This is a genomic window from Mesorhizobium sp. M0618, assembly GCF_040320765.1.
Taxonomy (GTDB): Bacteria; Pseudomonadota; Alphaproteobacteria; order Rhizobiales; family Rhizobiaceae; genus Mesorhizobium.
Genome location: NZ_JAMYQH010000009.1, coordinates 164,384 through 181,141, shown reverse-complemented (window position 1 = coordinate 181,141; position 16,758 = coordinate 164,384). Strand labels below are relative to the sequence as shown.

17 protein-coding genes are annotated in these 16,758 nt (G+C 63.0%); 6 read left to right on the top strand and 11 right to left on the bottom strand.

What is annotated here, in order from left to right; genetic code table 11:
* Window positions 1-564: 564 nt before the first annotated feature.
* The 9 genes from NKJ04_RS12685 to NKJ04_RS12640 all read right to left on the bottom strand — a co-directional run bounded on the left by NKJ04_RS12685 (window position 565) and on the right by NKJ04_RS12640 (window position 9,272).
* Complete coding sequence (locus NKJ04_RS12685) at window positions 565-870, bottom strand: zinc-binding dehydrogenase (protein WP_352675274.1); 306 nt, start codon at window positions 868-870, stop codon at window positions 565-567.
* Between the two features lie 40 nt (window positions 871-910).
* Entirely contained in the window at window positions 911-1,354 is a 444-nt protein-coding gene (locus tag NKJ04_RS12680) for an alcohol dehydrogenase catalytic domain-containing protein (RefSeq protein WP_502897907.1), read from the bottom strand.
* A 794-nt stretch (window positions 1,355-2,148) separates the two neighbouring features.
* Window positions 2,149-3,525, bottom strand: a complete 1,377-nt coding sequence (locus NKJ04_RS12670) for an MmgE/PrpD family protein (protein ID WP_352675270.1) — start codon at window positions 3,523-3,525, stop codon at window positions 2,149-2,151.
* Window positions 3,526-3,550: 25 nt separating this feature from the next.
* Entirely contained in the window at window positions 3,551-4,363 is an 813-nt protein-coding gene (locus NKJ04_RS12665; protein ID WP_352675267.1) for an HpcH/HpaI aldolase/citrate lyase family protein, read from the bottom strand.
* Window positions 4,357-5,199 carry an HTD2 family dehydratase gene (locus tag NKJ04_RS12660; RefSeq protein ID WP_352675265.1) on the bottom strand — a complete coding sequence of 281 codons (843 nt, stop codon included), beginning with the start codon at window positions 5,197-5,199 and terminating at the stop codon, window positions 4,357-4,359. Before NKJ04_RS12660 ends, NKJ04_RS12665 begins: the two co-directional genes overlap by 7 nt.
* A 10-nt stretch (window positions 5,200-5,209) precedes the next feature.
* Window positions 5,210-6,340 (bottom strand): CaiB/BaiF CoA transferase family protein, encoded by a 1,131-nt coding sequence (locus NKJ04_RS12655; protein WP_352675263.1) that lies wholly within the window; start codon window positions 6,338-6,340, stop codon window positions 5,210-5,212.
* Window positions 6,333-7,073 (bottom strand): NAD(P)H-dependent oxidoreductase, encoded by a 741-nt coding sequence (locus NKJ04_RS12650; protein WP_352675262.1) that lies wholly within the window; start codon window positions 7,071-7,073, stop codon window positions 6,333-6,335. The genes NKJ04_RS12655 and NKJ04_RS12650 overlap by 8 nt, the downstream gene beginning before the upstream one ends.
* A gap of 9 nt (window positions 7,074-7,082) precedes the next feature.
* Complete coding sequence (locus NKJ04_RS12645) at window positions 7,083-8,231, bottom strand: acyl-CoA dehydrogenase family protein (protein ID WP_352675259.1); 1,149 nt, start codon at window positions 8,229-8,231, stop codon at window positions 7,083-7,085.
* 105 nt (window positions 8,232-8,336) lie between these two features.
* Window positions 8,337-9,272, bottom strand: coding sequence for a LysR family transcriptional regulator (locus NKJ04_RS12640; RefSeq protein WP_352675257.1), 936 nt, complete (start codon window positions 9,270-9,272; stop codon window positions 8,337-8,339).
* Window positions 9,273-9,433: 161 nt separating this feature from the next.
* On the opposite strand from NKJ04_RS12640, the gene NKJ04_RS12635 reads away from it, so the two are divergent.
* From NKJ04_RS12635 to NKJ04_RS12615, 5 genes are all read left to right on the top strand, one after another.
* On the top strand, window positions 9,434-9,946 hold the full coding sequence (locus NKJ04_RS12635; RefSeq protein WP_352675301.1) for a thiamine pyrophosphate-binding protein: 513 nt from the start codon (window positions 9,434-9,436) through the stop codon (window positions 9,944-9,946).
* 5 nt (window positions 9,947-9,951) lie between these two features.
* Window positions 9,952-10,539, top strand: coding sequence for a thiamine pyrophosphate-dependent enzyme (locus tag NKJ04_RS12630; protein ID WP_352675256.1), 588 nt, complete (start codon window positions 9,952-9,954; stop codon window positions 10,537-10,539).
* An 8-nt stretch (window positions 10,540-10,547) separates the two neighbouring features.
* Complete coding sequence (locus tag NKJ04_RS12625; RefSeq protein ID WP_352675254.1) at window positions 10,548-12,026, top strand: aldehyde dehydrogenase; 1,479 nt, start codon at window positions 10,548-10,550, stop codon at window positions 12,024-12,026.
* An 89-nt stretch (window positions 12,027-12,115) separates the two neighbouring features.
* Entirely contained in the window at window positions 12,116-12,895 is a 780-nt protein-coding gene (locus NKJ04_RS12620) for an SDR family NAD(P)-dependent oxidoreductase (protein ID WP_023809528.1), read from the top strand.
* Window positions 12,896-12,915: 20 nt separating this feature from the next.
* Window positions 12,916-13,365, top strand: a complete 450-nt coding sequence (locus NKJ04_RS12615) for a VOC family protein (RefSeq protein ID WP_352551630.1) — start codon at window positions 12,916-12,918, stop codon at window positions 13,363-13,365.
* Window positions 13,366-13,411: 46 nt separating this feature from the next.
* Here the strand turns inward: NKJ04_RS12615 and NKJ04_RS12610 are convergent, their stop codons facing one another.
* Both NKJ04_RS12610 and NKJ04_RS12605 read right to left on the bottom strand, forming a co-directional pair.
* On the bottom strand, window positions 13,412-14,065 hold the full coding sequence (locus tag NKJ04_RS12610) for a GntR family transcriptional regulator (protein ID WP_023809526.1): 654 nt from the start codon (window positions 14,063-14,065) through the stop codon (window positions 13,412-13,414).
* Window positions 14,066-14,171: 106 nt separating this feature from the next.
* Window positions 14,172-15,350, bottom strand: coding sequence for an NAD(P)/FAD-dependent oxidoreductase (locus NKJ04_RS12605; RefSeq protein WP_352675251.1), 1,179 nt, complete (start codon window positions 15,348-15,350; stop codon window positions 14,172-14,174).
* Window positions 15,351-15,553: 203 nt separating this feature from the next.
* On the opposite strand from NKJ04_RS12605, the gene NKJ04_RS12600 reads away from it, so the two are divergent.
* Window positions 15,554-16,756 carry a pyridoxal phosphate-dependent aminotransferase gene (locus NKJ04_RS12600; RefSeq protein ID WP_352675250.1) on the top strand — a complete coding sequence of 401 codons (1,203 nt, stop codon included), beginning with the start codon at window positions 15,554-15,556 and terminating at the stop codon, window positions 16,754-16,756.
* Window positions 16,757-16,758 lie beyond the last annotated feature (2 nt).

Below are 16,758 nucleotides of genomic sequence, written 5' to 3'. Positions count from 1 at the left end.
TGATTCCGATCCGGACTGGTAAAGGTGAAATTCCCCTATCTTGCCCATATAGCCAATTGCTTGATCGCATACGAAAGGGCAAGGTCGCTGGCGTCGCACGGCGCATTGTTGTAGAATTCATTCGTGCGCCATTGCACTCGCCTCGGGACCAAAGGTGCCGCCCATTATTCTCTTGACGGGCGGTCTCATTGTGATTCACCGACCAGAAATTGAGCCATCTGTCGCCAAGCTAGCCGGAATTTCAGCAAGAATCGAGTGGATGCCAGCGCGGTCGCAACACACCACCAACTGCAGGGTGTGTGCGACACCGGTTGCTTGTCGATCGTTATGGCCCATGCCAATGCCTTATTGGAGCGGTGACGGCACTTCTTTAAACGGCTTGGGCAGGCCGTCGAACGTCGTGAGGTACAAAAATCGCCCGATTGGTCCCGATAGTTGGTGAACCCTCGAAAATTCTTTGCGGCGAATTCCCTTTAAAACCAAAAGCGTAATTTTTTGACGGCTCTAGTGTCGGTCCCTTTTGGAATTTTAGGATATTTTAGTGCAATTTCAATGAGTTATAGGCTACTTGATCATGCCTTGCGGATCGAGCCGCTTGTCGGCCAGCCATTCGACGACGCGTGGCAACAGCCGGCGATTCAGGCGCGAGCCGACGATGGTCAGTTCCTTGCGCACCACTTTCTGTTGGCTGAGGTTGGACGGGGCATTCGAAAAGCCGAGCAGGTCGATGCGGCCCGCCGGACTGGCCAAGCGGCAGGCCTCGTCAAGAAGTGCGGGAATGCCGGCGCCGTCGATGACCATTGTCGGGCCAAGACCGTCATTCTCCGTGCGCACCGCGGCCGGCACGGGATCGCGCACGGAGTGGATCACCCGGTCCGCACCGAAGCGTAGCGCCCGCTCGAGGCGAGCTTCATCGATGTCGGCCAGATGCAGCGGGCACCATGCATTTTGCCAACCTGCAGCACCGTGACGCCGACGGTTCCGGCACCCTGATCAGCAGGGTATCATCAGAGCCACAGCCGGTGCGGTCGAGGACGTTGGCGGCAATCGAAATCGGTTCGGCCAGCGCCGCCAGACTGAACGGCATGTCGGCCGGAATTGGAATGGCATTATGCGCCGGGACGGCGACGAAGTTACGGAAACCGCCGTCGCGATGGACGCCGATCACTTCGAGGTTGGCGCAGACATTGGAACGGCCGATCCGGCAGGGATAGCCGCACGACACCACGGGGTCGACCACCGCGCGGCCTCCTCCCACGGCAACGCCGGTCACATGGCGTCCGAGCGCGGTGACGGTGCCCGCGAACTCATGGCCGATGACGCGCGGATAGAACGGCGAACGGATTGGAGCCATGCAGGATGTGAATGTCGGAGCCACAGATGCCGGCACGGCTGACGTGAACGACCACTTCGCTGGCGCCGGGCTGTGGCATGGCGCCCGGCCGGATTTCTAGCGACTGCGGCGCGCTGACAAGAACCTCAGCATGAACACTCCAGCTAAGTATACTAGTCGACAATTGCCATGGCTAACAGATCGTCAAGTTGGTGCGCGACCAGAGGCCTCCTGATGAGGCGATCGAAGCGGAACGGGCCGGGGATAATTGGACAAGCGTTTCGGCGCTTCTCGCCTAGCGACGTCGTCGAGTCTCCGATGGGACATTCCAGACTTGTAAAACGTCCGCTAGGGCCATCCCGAAGTCGCGAAGCTGCCAGTCAGGTTCCGGCCCCATTTCCGCCGTTCTGGACCCTGCTCCCAACGTTCGTAAAACGAGGTCAGCTATGGTCGGCAGTTTGGGGTCGCGGGAGCATACGAAACGATACGGGAAGCTTTCAGATTCTGGCCCACGAAAAACTCAACAAAACGAAGGATTTTAATATGCCCTCCGGGCCCACCATTATCGTCAAACTGCTTTACAACACCGGGCGATGCGCTCGTTCGCAATTGACGACCAAATTCAATAGCGTTTGTTCAATCTTCGCAAATGACAGCAATGCGCTTCAAGTCGGCCGTTCGACACTGGGTGATCTCCCGAAAGCTGACATCGCCTCTGAAGTCAAGTGTGGTCGCTCCTGCGCACGCCCCATAGCACGACCGGCCGCGGGCAATTCTCCATCCGTTCGGGCGGGTGCAGTCGGCGCGATAGCGGGCTAACTCTCAGCAAATATTTCCGCCGTGCTCTCGGGCTGACCGAGCCTCCAGATGCGGGCTATGCAGCGACGCATCTCATCAGCGGTGGCGCCGCCTCGGAATTCAGCGAGGCGTACAGCCTTGGCTTCCAGTTCCTGTTTCGAAAGGGTGTTGCCGGGATCTCCCTTGGGCTCGTCGACGCGGGCATTGAATTTGCGGCCGTCAACGGTCGTGACGCTCACCTTGCCGACCCATTGCTTGGGATAAAGGGTGTCGACCTCGGCGTCGAGTTCCATCCGCACCTTCGCGCGGAAACGGGCGACGCGGGTGTCGGCAAGTGCATGGTGTTCGAAAGCATCGAGGTCGGCGACGCCGTGAACAGCGATCAGCCCCAAAACCGTGCCCATGGAGAACTTCGCCTGGTGGACGGTTTGCGGAGTGACCACCGCGCCCAGGACATCGATGGCTCCCTGATGGACATGGGTCACCACGTCGGTGATGTCGTCCGGACCGAGCCCTTCGCGGCGCATGAGAGACTGCAGCGCGTCGGCGGCCGGATGAGTGTGCCGGCAGGCTGCGTGCCATTTGAAGGAGGTCTCCTCGATTGCCCAACGGCTGCCGAGCCCGTCCGTCAGGCGGGCCGGATCGGCGTCGCTGGACATGCCGGCCGCCATGCCTCTTTTCCCTTCGAGGATCTGCTCGGCCCCCTTGAAGCCATCGCGCGCCAGATAGGCAGAAAACAGGCCGTTGGCGGCCGCTCGCGCCGTATGAAGCTGCTTGGAATCGGCGGCGTCACGCAGAAATTCCCAAAGACCTGCCGCCTGCGTACCGGCCGAGCCGACAGCATGGTTGAGCCCGGCTGCGTCCAACCCGATCAACCTGCCGATAGCCGCGGCCGCGGCGACAGCGCCGGCGGTGCCGGTGGTGTGGAATATCTCGTAGTGCGAGCGTCCGAGGAATTCTCCGACGCGGATGCCCACTTCATAGCCGGCGATGCAGGCAGTCAGGACTTCGCGGCCGGTCTTCCGCTCAGCCTCCGCAACCGCCAAAACGGCCGGAAAGATCACCGCCGCCGGGTGAAAGACCGAGCCGTTGTGAACGTCGTCTTGTTCCACGACATGGGAGGCCGCCGCATTGACCATCGCTGCGAAATAGGGGCTTGTGCGCCGCCGCGTCGGGATGATGGTACTTGGGCCGTCCGCCGGCCCCATGGCACGCGCAAAGCCGTCGATCATCTCGACCTGGTGTGCGCCCTTGCCGGCCAGCGCCGAGCCGAGCCAGTCGATCATCAGTCCTTGCGCGAAATGAACGACGCGCGGCGGAATTTGCTCGAAGTCGAGTCCGGCGATGAAGGCGCAAAGTCTGGCGGTCGGCCAATCGGCGGTGTCCAGGTTCATCTACTGTTCCTCCTCCGCATGCCCTTTAGACCAAAGCGGCTCGGTGCAAGATCCGCCTGGCTCGCTCGATGACCGGCAGATCCACCATCTCGCCTTTCACCTGGACAGCTTCGCCGGACGAGGCTGCGCCGACGATGTCGCGTGCCCAGGTGATTTGGTTCTCGCTCGGGCGAAAGCCGTTGCGAATCGGCTCGATCTGCCTTGGGTGAACAGCCATCTTGCCGCCGAAGCCCATCATCATGGCGTGGCGGGCGTCATCTTCGGTAACTTCGGGATTGCTCAGGTCGGTCGTTACGCCGTCGATCGGCGCGGCACGGCCAGACGCGCGCGAACGCCAGACGATTTCGTTGCGAGCCGTAAGCAGGATCAGCTGATCATGCGCGCAACCAAGATCGAGCGAGAAGTCGACCGAGCCGAAGGCGACGGCAACGACGCCAGAGGTGGCCAATATGTCCGGCAAGTTGGCGAGACCGACGGCGCTCTCGACCAGCGCGATGACGGAAACGCTGCGTGCCATGTGCTTGGCCATATCGGCAACGTCCTCCGGACGTTCGGCCTTGGGCAGCATGATGGAGACGCCGTCGAGGCGCCGCACGGCGTCGATGTCCGCTTCGTGCCAGGGGGTTCCCGCGGCGTTGATGCGGACCACAACGGCGGATTTCAGCGTGGCCGCATTGGCGAGAATCGCTTCGCGAGCGCGGTCCTTGTCGCAAGGGGCTACGGCATCCTCGAGGTCGAGAATGACCGCATCCGCGCCGCTGCTGTCGGCCTTGGCAAACCGTTCCGGCCGCGAGCCCGGCACGAAGAGCGGCACGACGGGCATGACGAAGTTCACCATTGCGCCGTGGCCTTCACCGTCACATGGCCGTCGGCCGACCGTACCTCGAGGGCCATGCCATCTTGGCCTCGGGATGTTGCGCTCAAAAGCAGGCGCTGCGGGCCGGTCGCGGGATGCACGCCGCGGAACGAGAAACGGCGCGGCGACGTGCCGGCAATGGCGGTGGCGAAGTTCATCAGCAGCGTCGCCTGCAACGGGCCATGGATGACGAGCCCGGAATAGTGCTCGACCGTCGTGGCGTAGGGCGCGTCATAGTGGATGCGGTGCCCGTTGAACGTCAGCGCGGAATATCGAAAGAGCAGCACGGGATCGACGTTGATCGTGCGCTCGTGCGATGCGGCCAGGGGCGAATTGGCCGGCGGGGCAGGGGTCGCCGCAGCAGCTTCGGCGGCGCGATAGACGATGGTCTGGTCCTCCTCGATCACCGGACCGGAATCGTTGGCAATGTCGTGCCGGACCGTGACGAAGGTGAGGGGGCCGCTGCGGCCATGCTTCTCCTTTATGGCGGTCAATGTCGAGCGGCGGCGGATGGGGTCGCCGGAGCGGATCGTCGCCATGAAACGCACGTCGCTGGCAGCCCACATGCGGCGCGGAAGCGGCACCGGTGGCAGGAAGCCGCCTTTGGCCGGGTGCCCGTCAGGTCCGAGTTCACGCATGGCGGCAATGTCCGGCGTCAGGCACCAGTGCAGTCCTGGCGGGGCCGCGCCCTCGGCAGTCTGCGCCGCGTGGTCCCCAAGCGTGGCGCCAAAGCTGGCCAGCAGGCGCGGGGTGACAATGTCCTCGACCGTGTGTGTGCGTCCAACCCATTCCTGCAGCGTGGTTATGTCCAGGCTCATCAGGTCCTCGTCAGGCGGCGAATTCGGACCGGATCCGGTCCGTATCGGCGCCAAGGGCGGGAACGCTGGGGACCGTTGCGAACCCCTCCGACCGCCCTGCCGGCATCGGCACGGAGATGCGCCTGCCGTCCGGCAGCGCCACCTCTGTCCGGCGCAACGCCTTGTGGTGCGGCAGGTCGTTCATTGCGCTCACCCGGCCCCATGCGATCTGCGCCTCGTTGAGACGGTTTATAGCCACTTCGCAGTCGATTGCCGCGAAGATCGGTTCGATCTCGGCGTCGAGTGCCGTGCGATTGGCCACCCGCCAGGCATTGGTGGCGAAGCGTTCGTCGGCGAACAGATCCTGCCTTTGCAGCACGAGCGTGCAGAAGCGCTTCCATTCATTGTTCTGCTGGATGGACACGACCACGCTGCCATCCCGACAGGCATAGGGTCGATAGGGGTAGATCGAAGCGTGCGCCAGGCCATATCTCTGGGTCTCACGGCCCGCATATTCGTAGTGCAGCAGCGGCACGGTCATCCAGTCGGCCATGGCGTCAAACATGGCTACCTCGACAATGCGGCCGCGCCCGGTCTTCTCGCGCGCCAACAAGGCTTCGAGTATCGCTGCATGGGCATTCATGCCGGTGGCGATGTCGGCGGCGGAAACCCCGACCTTGCTCGGCGTGTCCGGTGTGCCGGTAACGGCGCAGATGCCGCTTTCGGCCTGCACCAGCATGTCGTAGGCGCGCATGGCCGCGTAGGGCGTGTCCTGCCCGTAGCCGACGATGTTGATGGCTATCAGCCGAGGAAACTCTTTCGCAATTGTATCGGCCGAGAGGCCGAGCCTGTCGATGGCGCCCGGCACGAGATTCTGCACGAGGACGTCGGCGCGCGCGACCATCCGGCGCAGGAGAGCCAGGTCGTGCTCGGTCTTCAGGTCGAGCACCGCGCTCTCCTTGCCGCGGTTGAGCCAGACGAAGTAAGCCGACATGCCCTCCACTGCGGAATCGTAGTGACGCGCGGTTTCGCCTTCCGGGCGCTCGATCTTCACGACGCGTGCGCCGGCATCGGCAAGGCGGACCGTGCAGAGCGGAGCGGCGACGGCCTGCTCGATCGAAACGACAAACAGGCCCTCCAGTGGGCGGGCGCCGTCAGACATTGCGCTGCACTCCCGAGCGCGCCAGCACACCAGGCTTCAGCCGCTCGTTCTTGCCGTAGTCCTCGGCTGCGTGGAAGAACAGATGCGGCGTGCCATCAATGTCCTCGAGCCTCTTGCGGTAGGCTTCCAGATAGCCCTTGCGGCCATCGTCGCCGACACGGCCCGGCATATAGGCGACGAAGGGCGGCAGCACGTCGAAGCCGGAATAGCGCAGCAGACCATTGTGGATCGGCCACAGCACCGTGAGGATGTCGCCGTCGATGCCATCGGGCGCGTAGGTGTCGGCCGACGTGCCCGTGGTGGCGGCTACCATGGCGAGCTTTCCCCTGAACATGCCGGTGTCGTATTTGCGGCCCGGCAGATAGGCGAAACCGCGCGCGAAGACGCGATCGGCCCAGCCCTTGAGCATTGCAGGCATTCCGAACCACCAGACCGGGAACTGGAACAGCACGAAATCCGCCCGCTTCACCTTTTCGACCTCGGCGTTTATGTCGGCCGAGAGTGCGCCGGCCTCGTAGGCGGCGGTCTGTTCGCGCGGCAGGCTGAAGAAGTCCGGATCGTTACGCTCGCCCGATACGTCGCCCGGCCCTGCGACAGGATTGAAGCCCATCGCATAGAGGTCGCTGACAACCACGTCGTGGCCGGCGCGGGTCAGGGTCTCCACGGCGAGATCCTTCATGGCGCCGTTGAAGGACTTTGCTTCCGGGTGGGCGTAGACGATGAGGACGTTCACGGACGACTCCTAGTAGGAACGCGGCAGTCCAAGCACGTGCTCGGAAAGGTATGACAGGATGAGGTTGGTCGAGATCGGCGCGACCTGATAGAGACGCGTCTCGCGGAACTTGCGCTCGACATCGTATTCTTCGGCGAAACCGAACCCGCCATAAGTCTGGATGCAGACATTGGCGGCTTCGTTCGAAGCGTCGGCCGCCAGCATCTTGGCCATGTTCGCTTCGGCGCCGGGGTTCTTGCCGGCCTCGTAGAGGCTAAGCGCCTCGCGCACCATCAGTTCGGCCGCGCGCATGTTGGCATAGGCCCTTGCGATCGGAAACTGGATGCCCTGGTTCTGGCCGATCGCCCGGCCAAACACATGCCGCTCCTTTGCGTAGGTGCTTGCCTTTTCGATGAACCATTTTGCATCGCCGATGCACTCGGCGGCAATCAGGATACGCTCGGCGTTCATGCCCGAGAGGATGTAGCGGAATCCCTTTCCCTCTTCGCCGATCAGGTTTTCGACCGGCACGCGCAGATCGTCGAAGAAGACTTCCGTGGTGGCATGGTTCATCATGGTGCGGATCGGCCGGATTGTGAGGCCGTTGCCGACGGCTTCGCGCATGTCGACGATGAGGACGGAGAGGCCGTCGGTCTTTTTCATGCCGTCCTTCAGCGGCGTGGTCCGCGCCAGGAGCAGCATCAGATCGGAATGCTCGGCACGGCTGGTCCAGATCTTCTGGCCCTTGACCACGAAATGTTCGCCGTCGAGGCGAGCAGTGGTCTTGAGCGCGCCGGTGTCGGTGCCGCTGCTCGGTTCCGTGACGCCGAATGCCTGCAGGCGCAATTCTCCCGCGGCGATCTTCGGCAGGTATCGCTGCTTCTGCGCTTCCGAGCCGTGGCGAAGAAGCGTGCCCATCGTGTACATCTGGGCATGGCAGGCGCCGCCATTGCAGCCGGCGCGCTGGATTTCCTCCAGCACGGCAGCGGCGGCCGGAAGCGGCAGGCCCGAGCCACCATAGGCCTCCGGGATCAGGATCGAGAGCCAGCCAGCCTCCGTCAACGCTGCGACGAATTCACCGGGGTAGGTCATGTCCCTGTCGAGTGCGCGCCAGTATTCGCCGGGAAAGCGGGCGCACAGCTTGGCGACGGCATCCCGAATGTCCTGGTAGTGTTCCATGAGGTTTGTCCGGCTTTTCGTCTTGCTGCAGGCCTCACTATCGCGCCTCGACGCCCTATCCGCAATGCAAGGCAGGCGTGAGCAGATATAACGAAATTCAAATGCTTATGGCGGAGGACCGAGAAGCTGGCCAACCCAGACGGCCCGCCCGACAAGATCCTTGGCGATGTCCTCGATCGCTTGTCCGGCAAACCGCGCCAGCCGCGAGGCAGGCCGGTCCGCCGGGTAGGCAAGGATCAGCCGGCGCACGGGCACCGGATCGATCAGCGGCGCGGCGGTGAGCAGCCCCGCGGCCACGTCGGCATGGATAGGGGCGAGCGGCAGGATCGTCCAGCCATGGCCGTTGCGCACCAGGTCCTTCAGCGCTGAGTACGAGTCCGCCTCGATGCCGACATCGAGCGTGATGCCGGCATCCGCGGCGCAGTGTTCGACGATGATGCGCAGCCCATGCTTGATGCTGGGCAGCAGCAGGCGCTTGCCCGCGAGCGAGGCGAACGATACGGCGCGCACGGTTGAAAACCCCGCGTCTGGCGGTCCGATCAGGAAGAGGTTTTCCAGAAGCAGCGGGCGCGAGCGCAGTGAACGCGCCATGCGCGGGTCGTAGAGCACCGCGACGTCCACTTCGCCCCGATGCATCCAGTCCAGCAGATAGCCGGTGTAGGCGCTGACAAGTCTGAGCTTGGCCTTGGGATGGGCCTTGCCGAAGGCGGCCGCCAGCGGCAGCGAAATAATGTCGGCAACGGTGGGCGGCAGGCCGATGGCCACTTCGCCGGTTAGCGGCGCATCGGCGGGCGTGGCCGTGGCGCGGATCTCGTCGATCTCGGCCATCACGCGCATGGCGTGCGCCAGCACCTCCTTGCCCTGCTCAGACAGCACCATGCCGCGTCCGTGGCGCAGGAAAAGGGCAAAGCCCAATTCCTCCTCCAGCATGCGCACCTGCCGGCTGAGTGCCGGCTGCGCGATGTGCAGCCGGTCGGCAGCCTTGCTGAGGCTGCCGAGTTCGGCGACATGGATGAGGGTGCGTAGCTGCGATAACTCCATGAGCTATCGAATACCATTATATCTGATCACGAGAAAGAGACGAAGATTGCATCGGTCAAGCGCGCTAGTCTATTGCCAGTCCAATATCTCGGAGATGCAAGGTGACGGCGAGCATACAAGCAAAACCTCCGGAAGCAGCAGCGCTTGCCGCCGCTCCGACCTTGTCTGAAAGGCAGTGGCCGGATCAGGTCTATGAGGTGCTCAAGGCTGCCGGCATCAGCCAGATGTCCTATGTGCCGGATGCCGGTCATACCACATTGATCCGCCTTTTCAGTGAGGATCCCGAAGTCGTCACCAATGTGCTGACGACGGAGGAGGAGGGCATCGCCATCGCAGCGGGCTCCTGGCTCGGCGGCAAGCGGAGCGTCGTGCTCATGCAATCCTCCGGTGTCGGTAATTGCATCAACATGCTGTCGCTTCCCGTGCAGGCGCGCTTCCCCTTGCTCGTCCTGGTGACGATGCGGGGCGAATGGGCCGAGTTCAACCCGTGGCAGATGCCGATGGGGCAGGCGACGGAGGCGTCGCTGAAGGCGATCGGGCTCAGGGTGCTGCGCGCCGAAACCGGTCCCGACCTGGTGGAGACGGTGGCGCAGGCAGCCTTGATGGCTTTCGACGCCGACCAGCAGATTGCCGTGCTGATCGGGCAGCGGCTGCTCGGCAAGAAGAAGTGGTGAGCGACATGAATTTACCGACGATGGACCGCCGGGTTGCGGTGAAGAAGCTGCTTGACGCCCGCGACGGAGCCCTGGTCGTGACCGGTCTCGGCTCGCCGAGCTACGACGCGCATGCTGCCGGTGACCGCAACGACAACTATTATCTGTGGGGCGCCATGGGCGGTGCTGCGCTGATCGGCCTGGGGCTTGCCCAGGCCCAGCCGCAGAAGCGGGTCATGGTGATCACCGGAGATGGCGAACAGCTCATGGCGTTCGGTTCGCTGGCGACGATCTCGGTGGCGCGGCCGAAAAATCTCGACCTGATCGTGCTCGACAATCAGCATTTCGGCGAGACCGGCATGCAGTCCAGCCATACCGGCAAGGGCATTGGTTTCGACAAGGTCGCGGCCGCTTGCGGTTTTTTGAAGACCGCCGAGCTGCGTACGCTGGAGGAGGTCGACACGCTGTGTGAAGAGCTTCGGCATCCGGCCGACGGTCCGCGCCTTTTCGTGCTGAAAATCACCGCCGAGAACCTGCCGCGCTCGCTGCCGCCGCGCGACGCGGTCGAGGTCAAGAACCGCTTTCGCGCCCATCTGGGCTTTGCCACCTGTTGAGGACCGATATGGCGCTGGTCAGTTTCCAGAACACGGTCGGCGGTCGGTTGCAATCGACAGCCGATACATTCGAGAGCCATGATCCGTTCACCGGCAGGCCCTGGGCGCTGATTCCGCGCGATGGACAGGCCGAGGTGGATGCCGCCGTAGCCTCCGCCAAGGCTGCTTTCCGGTCGAAGGAGTGGGCCGGGATCACGCCCACCGCGCGCGGCAAGCTGCTCGTGCGGCTGGCTGAGCTGATCGCGGAGAACGCGGATCGCATTGCCGCCATCGAGACGCGCGACAATGGCAAGCTGCTCACCGAAATGACGGCACAGCTGCGCTATATCCCGGAATGGTTCCGCTATTTCGGCGGTCTTGCCGACAAGATCGAAGGGTCGGTGCTGCCGATCGACAAGGCTGGCATGTTCGCTTTCACCCGCCACGAGCCGCTGGGTGTCATTGCAGCGATCGTGCCCTGGAATTCGCCGCTTTTGCTCCTGACATGGAAGCTCGCGCCGCTGCTGGCGGCAGGCAACACTGTCGTCATCAAACCGTCGGAACACGCCTCGGCCTCGACGCTGGAGTTCGTGAAACTGTTTGCGCGGGCAGGCTTCCCGCCCGGCGTGGTCAACACCGTTACCGGCATGCCGCTTGATGTCGGCGCGCCACTCGTCTCTCATCCCGACGTCGCCAAGATCGCCTTCACCGGTGGTGAGCCTGGCGGGATCGCGGTCTATCGGGCGGCTGCCGAACAGCTAAAAGTCGTCACGCTGGAGCTCGGCGGCAAATCGGCCAACATCGTCTTCGACGATGCCGATATCGAGGGCGCGGTCAACGGCGCGATCTCAGGCATCTTCGCCGCCAGTGGCCAGACCTGCATCGCGGGTTCGCGGCTGCTGGTGCATCGCAAAATCCACGACCGGTTCGTGGAGAGCGTCATAACGCTGGCGGCCAGCGCTCGACTGGGCAATCCGGCGCTGCAAGAGACGCAGGTGGGGCCGATCACCACGCAAGCCCAGCGCGAGAAGGTGCTGTCCTATCTCGGCATCGCGCGCCGCGAGGGTGCGCTTTGCGTGCTGGGCGGCGGCAAGCCGGCCTCGGGTGAATTGGCCGAGGGCTGGTTCGTCGAGCCCACCATCTTCACTGGCGTGAACAACACCATGCGGATCGCGCGCGAAGAGGTGTTCGGACCGATCCTTTCGGTCATTCCGTTCGACGACGAGGAAGAGGCTTTCGCCATTGCCAATGACAGCCCCTACGGGCTGGCGGCAGGAATATGGACCAGCGACATGGGCCGGGCGTTGCGCGGCGCGGCCGCAATGGAGGCGGGGATGGTCTGGATCAATTCATACCGTGCCGTCTCCTACATGGCGCCCTTCGGCGGCTACAAGAGGAGCGGTATCGGGCGCGAAAGCGGGCAGGACGCCATCAATTCCTATCTGCAGACCAAGACGGTGTGGATAGACACCGCAGGCAAGACCGCCAATCCCTTCGTTATCCGCTAGGCTAGGCTTCGGTGGGAGAATCCCCTAGCCAAGCTCGGCCCATACTCCTTGAGACGGTGGCCGACTTACAAATGATCGAAGGATTGGACATGAGACAGGCAGGCAAGGTGGCTGTTGTCACAGGCGCGGCGCGCGGCATCGGACGCGCTTGCGCAGAACGCTTTTTGGCCGAAGGCGCGAAGCTCGTGCTCGGCGACATCAATGCCGTGGAGCTAGAAAAATGTGCCGCTGAAATCGGCACCACCGACAGCGTCCTGGCGGTCGTTACGGATGTCAGCAAGAAGGAACAGATCGATGGGCTGATTGCAGCGGCGGTGGCGAAGTTCGGCCGTGTCGACATCATGGTCAACAATGCCGGCATCGCTCCGGTCCAGGACTTTCTCGACATCACAGAGGCGGACTACGACAGGGTTCTCGCCGTCAATCTGAAGGGCGCGTTCATGGGCACCCAGGCCGCAGCCCGCCAGATGATCGCGCAAGGTGGAGGCGGCGTCATCATCAACATGTCGTCGATCAATTCGGGCCTCGCCAACCCGCGCGTCGCCACCTACGCGATCTCCAAGGGCGGCATGAACCAGGTCACCAGCACCGCGGCCGTCGCCTTCGCTCCCCATGGCATCCGTGTGGTCGGTGTCGGCCCGGGCACCATCGCCACGGACATGGTCATGGACGGGACATTCATCGATTCGGAAGAAATGAGACGGGCGGTCCTTTCGCGTACACCGCTCGGGCGCCTCGGCACGGCAGCCGAGATCGCCTCGGTCGTGGCGTTCCTGGCCAGCGACGACGCTTCCTACATCACCGGCGAGACGATCTACCCCGACGGGGGGCGCCGCGTGCTGAACTATACGGTCCCGATCAAGGAGTGAGAAGAATGGGGAGTGACGACATGGGTAATTTCGAAAAGCTGCATCACATCTGCATCGTCGTGCACGATATCGACAAGGCGCAGGCCTACTATGACTCCATAAGCATCGGGCCATGGGAGTCCTATCCGCCGCTGGCCGAATACGAAGAACTGCAGGTCCCAAGCCCCGAGGGTTTCAAGGCGATGCAATATCGGATTTGCAACTTGCCGAACGTTCAGCTGCAGCTGTGCCAGCCGAACGGCGATCCTTCACCGCAGCGAATTCATCTCGACAGCAAGGGTGAAGGTGTCTTCCATATCGGCTTCGAGGTTCGTGATGCGGACGCAGCCGAAACCAAGGCGAAAACCGACGGACTTGCCGTGCTGATGCGCGGGCGCCGGGAAAACCGCACCGGCTTCACCTACTACGACACAGCCGACAAGGCAGGCGTGATCCTGCTGACCCGGGCGACCAATCTGCCCGGCAAATGATCTTCGCGCGAAGGATTGGGGCTGGACAAGGAGACGGGGCGACTGATCAGCTGCCCCGCAATTCCTCAAGCCGGTCGACCAGGAATTTGCCGCTGGTGATGATATGCATTTCCAAAAGGCCGACGGCGCGCAGCGTATCCTTGGCTTCGCACAGGTCGATGAGCTGCCAGTGGTCGCGGTCGGACTGGGCCTGGATCTCGGTGAGCGTCACCATCATGCGCGTGTAGCGTTCCAGCTGCTGGTAGATGCGCCCGACCAGTTCGATCGTCGCCTTGCGGCCGGACGGCGCGTAGAGCGCGGCGTGGAAGTTCCAGTTGAGCTGGTTCGAGTACTCGCCGGTCTTGCCCTGCTCCTGGTGCTGTTTTGCGCGCTCGCGGGCCAGCGCGAGGTCGGCCTCCGTCATCCTTGGAATGGCGAGGGCCAGTAGCCATGTTTCGATCCGGGCCCGCAATTCGTAGAGCTCGAGGATCTCGTCCAGGGAAATGGAGGTGACGACGGCGCCCTTGTGGGAAACCAGCGTGACGAAGCCTTCCGAATGAAGCTGATGCAGCGCCTCTCGCACCGGAATTCGGCTGACGCCGAACTCGGTGGCCAGATGTTCCTGCCGCAGTTGGAAATTGGCCTCGTATTCACCGATCAGTATCTTCTGCCTGATGGCATCGGCGACCTGGGTCGAGATGGTTTTCTTCTGTACGAGCATGAATCAGCCTGAGGCGGCCGCCTTGTTTGTTGACTGGCGCCGTTTTGATTGAAGAAGTGGACGCATAGCACCGTTGTCACTGCGATGCCATGTCGCCCGTTTCGCTTCAGTAGACATGTTCCTCGATGGGCTGATTGCCAGCGATCCGTTCATAGCGGAAGGCCGACAGGTCGACAGAGCGGTACTCGCCATAGGCAATGAGATCACTGACGCCCGACCCGGTCGCCGCTGCATGCATCATGCCGTGGCCGCTGAAGCCGGTGGCCAGGACAAAGTTCGACACCTCGGGATGCCGGCCGATGATGCCGCTGTGGTCGAAGGTGTTGTATTCGTAGAGCCCCGCCCAGGCGCGCAGCATCCGCAATTGCTCAAACCCGGGCACACGATGGGCGAGCGCCGGCCAGATCAACTCGTCGAACAGGTCGTAATCCACATCCAAGCCAAAATCGTCTGGATCGTTGTCGCGCACCGGCGGAATACCGCACAGGAAGAGCTGACCTTCCGGCCGCAGCCAGAAGCCGCTCGTGTCGAAGACGAAGGGGCAGTTTTCGATCCTTGCCGGCGTTTCGAAGACGAAGACGCAGCGCTTGCTCGGGACAACCGGCAGCTCGGCGCCGGCCATCATGGCAATGCCCGCGCTCCATGGTCCGGCCGCGTTGATCACCGTGCCGGCGGCAAGCCGGTCGCCATTGTCGAGCACCACTTCGCCGACCTTTTGGGGAGACGCCATGGTCAGTCCGGTCACCGTCGCGGCAAGATAGTTCACGCCCTGCGTGCGCGCCTTCCGACGGAAGGCCTGCATCAGGCCGGGGCCGTCGAACCAGCCTTCGCTGCCAAGGCCGAGCGAGCCAAGGGCGAGATCGTCCGTGTTGAGCCACGGGAAGCGTCGTGCCAGATCGACCTGCTCGATCAGTTCGGCGTCGACGCCCATGCCGCGCTGAACGCGATTCTTGGCACGCTGCGCGTCTGCCCGCTCGGGTGTCGCCAGCACGAGGTAGCCGGGCTCATGCAGGCCGATGTCGGCCAACTCGTCGCCGATGGCAAGCCGCGTCTTTACCTGGCGCAGGAAGTCGATGCTGAACTTCGACATGGCAATGTTGGGCGCCGTGCCGAACTGCTGGCGGATGGCGCTGGTCGACAAGGAAGACGAGGACGCCGTGTAGTACGGGTCCCGCTCGATCACCGCGATCCTGCCATCGAAATCCGGATTGGCTGACAGAAAGTAGGCGATCGAGCTGCCGACAACGCCACCGCCGACGATCACCACATCATAGTTTGTGCCCATACCAATCGCGTTCCCTATCTCGAATATCATCCGTGGCGACAAGGATTGGATATCTTCCTCTATCGGTCCACGTCCAAAACGAGACATAACCCGGTCTTCGACGCAGAAAAAGAGGTTTGACGTGAAAAACAGAATACATTATCCAATTTGTAACAGATATCACCTGCCCGGCAACGTCGCGGCAGCCATGCCGAGGATTTCCCGTGGGCCTCATCGCTCCCCGTCTCGACGTCATCAAGCCAAGCCCCAGTATGGCGGTCACCGCGCGGGCAATCGAAATGCGCTCGGCCGGCATCGACGTCATCAGCCTGAGCGCCGGCGAACCGGATTTTCCGACGCCTCCGCACATCGTCGAGGCAGCCTACGAGGCGATGCGCAGAGGTGAGACGCGCTATACGGCGGTCGACGGCACCGCCGCGCTGAAGAAGGCGGTGGCCGGAAAATTCAGGCGCGAGAACGGCCTCGATTACAAGCCTTCGCAAATCAGTGTCGCGGGCGGCGCAAAGCAGATCATCTACAACGCCCTGCTGGCAACGCTGGCCCCCGGCGACGAGGTGGTTGTTCCAGCGCCCTATTGGGTTTCCTACACCGACATCGTCCTGCTCGGCGAAGGCAAGCCCGTGGTCGTTCCCTGCACGGAGGCGCAGGATTTCAAACTGACACCGCAAGCCCTGCGAGCCGCGATCACCGGGCGCACCAAATGGCTGCTGCTCAACACGCCTTCCAACCCGACAGGCGCCGTCTACAGCCGCGACGAACTTGCGGGGCTGGCGGGGGTGTTGCTCGATCACCCGCATGTGCACGTTCTGACCGACGACATCTACGAGCATATCCTGTTCGATGGACGTACCTTCCATACCATCGCCGGCGTCGAGCCGAGGCTGAAGGACCGTACGCTGACAGTGAACGGGGTGTCGAAGGCCTATGCCATGACCGGCTGGCGGATCGGCTATGCCGGCGGGCCGGAACCGCTGATCCGCGCCATGGCGACCGTGCAGAGCCAAAGCACGTCGAACCCGTCATCCATCTCGCAGGCCGCGACCATTGCCGCACTGGAAGGTGCCCAGGACTTTCTTCGCCCTCGGGCGCTCGAATTCCAGGCTCGGCGCGACCGCGCTCTGGAGCTGCTGCGCAAGATTCCCGGCCTTACCTGCCAGACCCCCGAGGGCGCCTTCTATCTCTATCCCAATTGCTCGGCCCTGATCGGCCGTCGCCGCCCGGACGGCACTCCTATCGGCAGCGACGACGACTTCTCGCTTTACCTGCTCGATCAGGCGCGGGTCGCGGTGGTGCAGGGCTCTGCCTACGGCCTGTCGCCGCATTTCCGCATTTCCATAGCCACGTCGATGGACCTGATCCAAAAAGCGATCGGGCGTATCGCCGAGGCTGTCGAAGCGCTGCGATAGGG

What these genes read in the sequence shown, in the direction of transcription:
- NKJ04_RS12630 (WP_352675256.1), top strand. Translation starts at nt 9,952, where the DNA reads ATGAATTTACCGACGATGGACCGCCGGGTTGCGGTGAAGAAGCTGCTT.
- NKJ04_RS12625 (WP_352675254.1), top strand. Translation starts at nt 10,548, where the DNA reads ATGGCGCTGGTCAGTTTCCAGAACACGGTCGGCGGTCGGTTGCAATCG.
- NKJ04_RS12665 (WP_352675267.1), bottom strand. Translation starts at nt 4,363, where the DNA reads ATGGTGAACTTCGTCATGCCCGTCGTGCCGCTCTTCGTGCCGGGCTCG.
- NKJ04_RS12645 (WP_352675259.1), bottom strand. Translation starts at nt 8,231, where the DNA reads ATGGAACACTACCAGGACATTCGGGATGCCGTCGCCAAGCTGTGCGCC.
- NKJ04_RS12670 (WP_352675270.1), bottom strand. Translation starts at nt 3,525, where the DNA reads ATGAACCTGGACACCGCCGATTGGCCGACCGCCAGACTTTGCGCCTTC.
- NKJ04_RS12660 (WP_352675265.1), bottom strand. Translation starts at nt 5,199, where the DNA reads ATGAGCCTGGACATAACCACGCTGCAGGAATGGGTTGGACGCACACAC.
- NKJ04_RS12680 (WP_502897907.1), bottom strand. Translation starts at nt 1,354, where the DNA reads ATGGCTCCAATCCGTTCGCCGTTCTATCCGCGCGTCATCGGCCATGAG.
- NKJ04_RS12605 (WP_352675251.1), bottom strand. Translation starts at nt 15,350, where the DNA reads ATGGGCACAAACTATGATGTGGTGATCGTCGGCGGTGGCGTTGTCGGC.
- NKJ04_RS12640 (WP_352675257.1), bottom strand. Translation starts at nt 9,272, where the DNA reads ATGGAGTTATCGCAGCTACGCACCCTCATCCATGTCGCCGAACTCGGC.
- NKJ04_RS12615 (WP_352551630.1), top strand. Translation starts at nt 12,916, where the DNA reads ATGGGTAATTTCGAAAAGCTGCATCACATCTGCATCGTCGTGCACGAT.
- NKJ04_RS12610 (WP_023809526.1), bottom strand. Translation starts at nt 14,065, where the DNA reads ATGCTCGTACAGAAGAAAACCATCTCGACCCAGGTCGCCGATGCCATC.
- NKJ04_RS12620 (WP_023809528.1), top strand. Translation starts at nt 12,116, where the DNA reads ATGAGACAGGCAGGCAAGGTGGCTGTTGTCACAGGCGCGGCGCGCGGC.
- NKJ04_RS12655 (WP_352675263.1), bottom strand. Translation starts at nt 6,340, where the DNA reads ATGTCTGACGGCGCCCGCCCACTGGAGGGCCTGTTTGTCGTTTCGATC.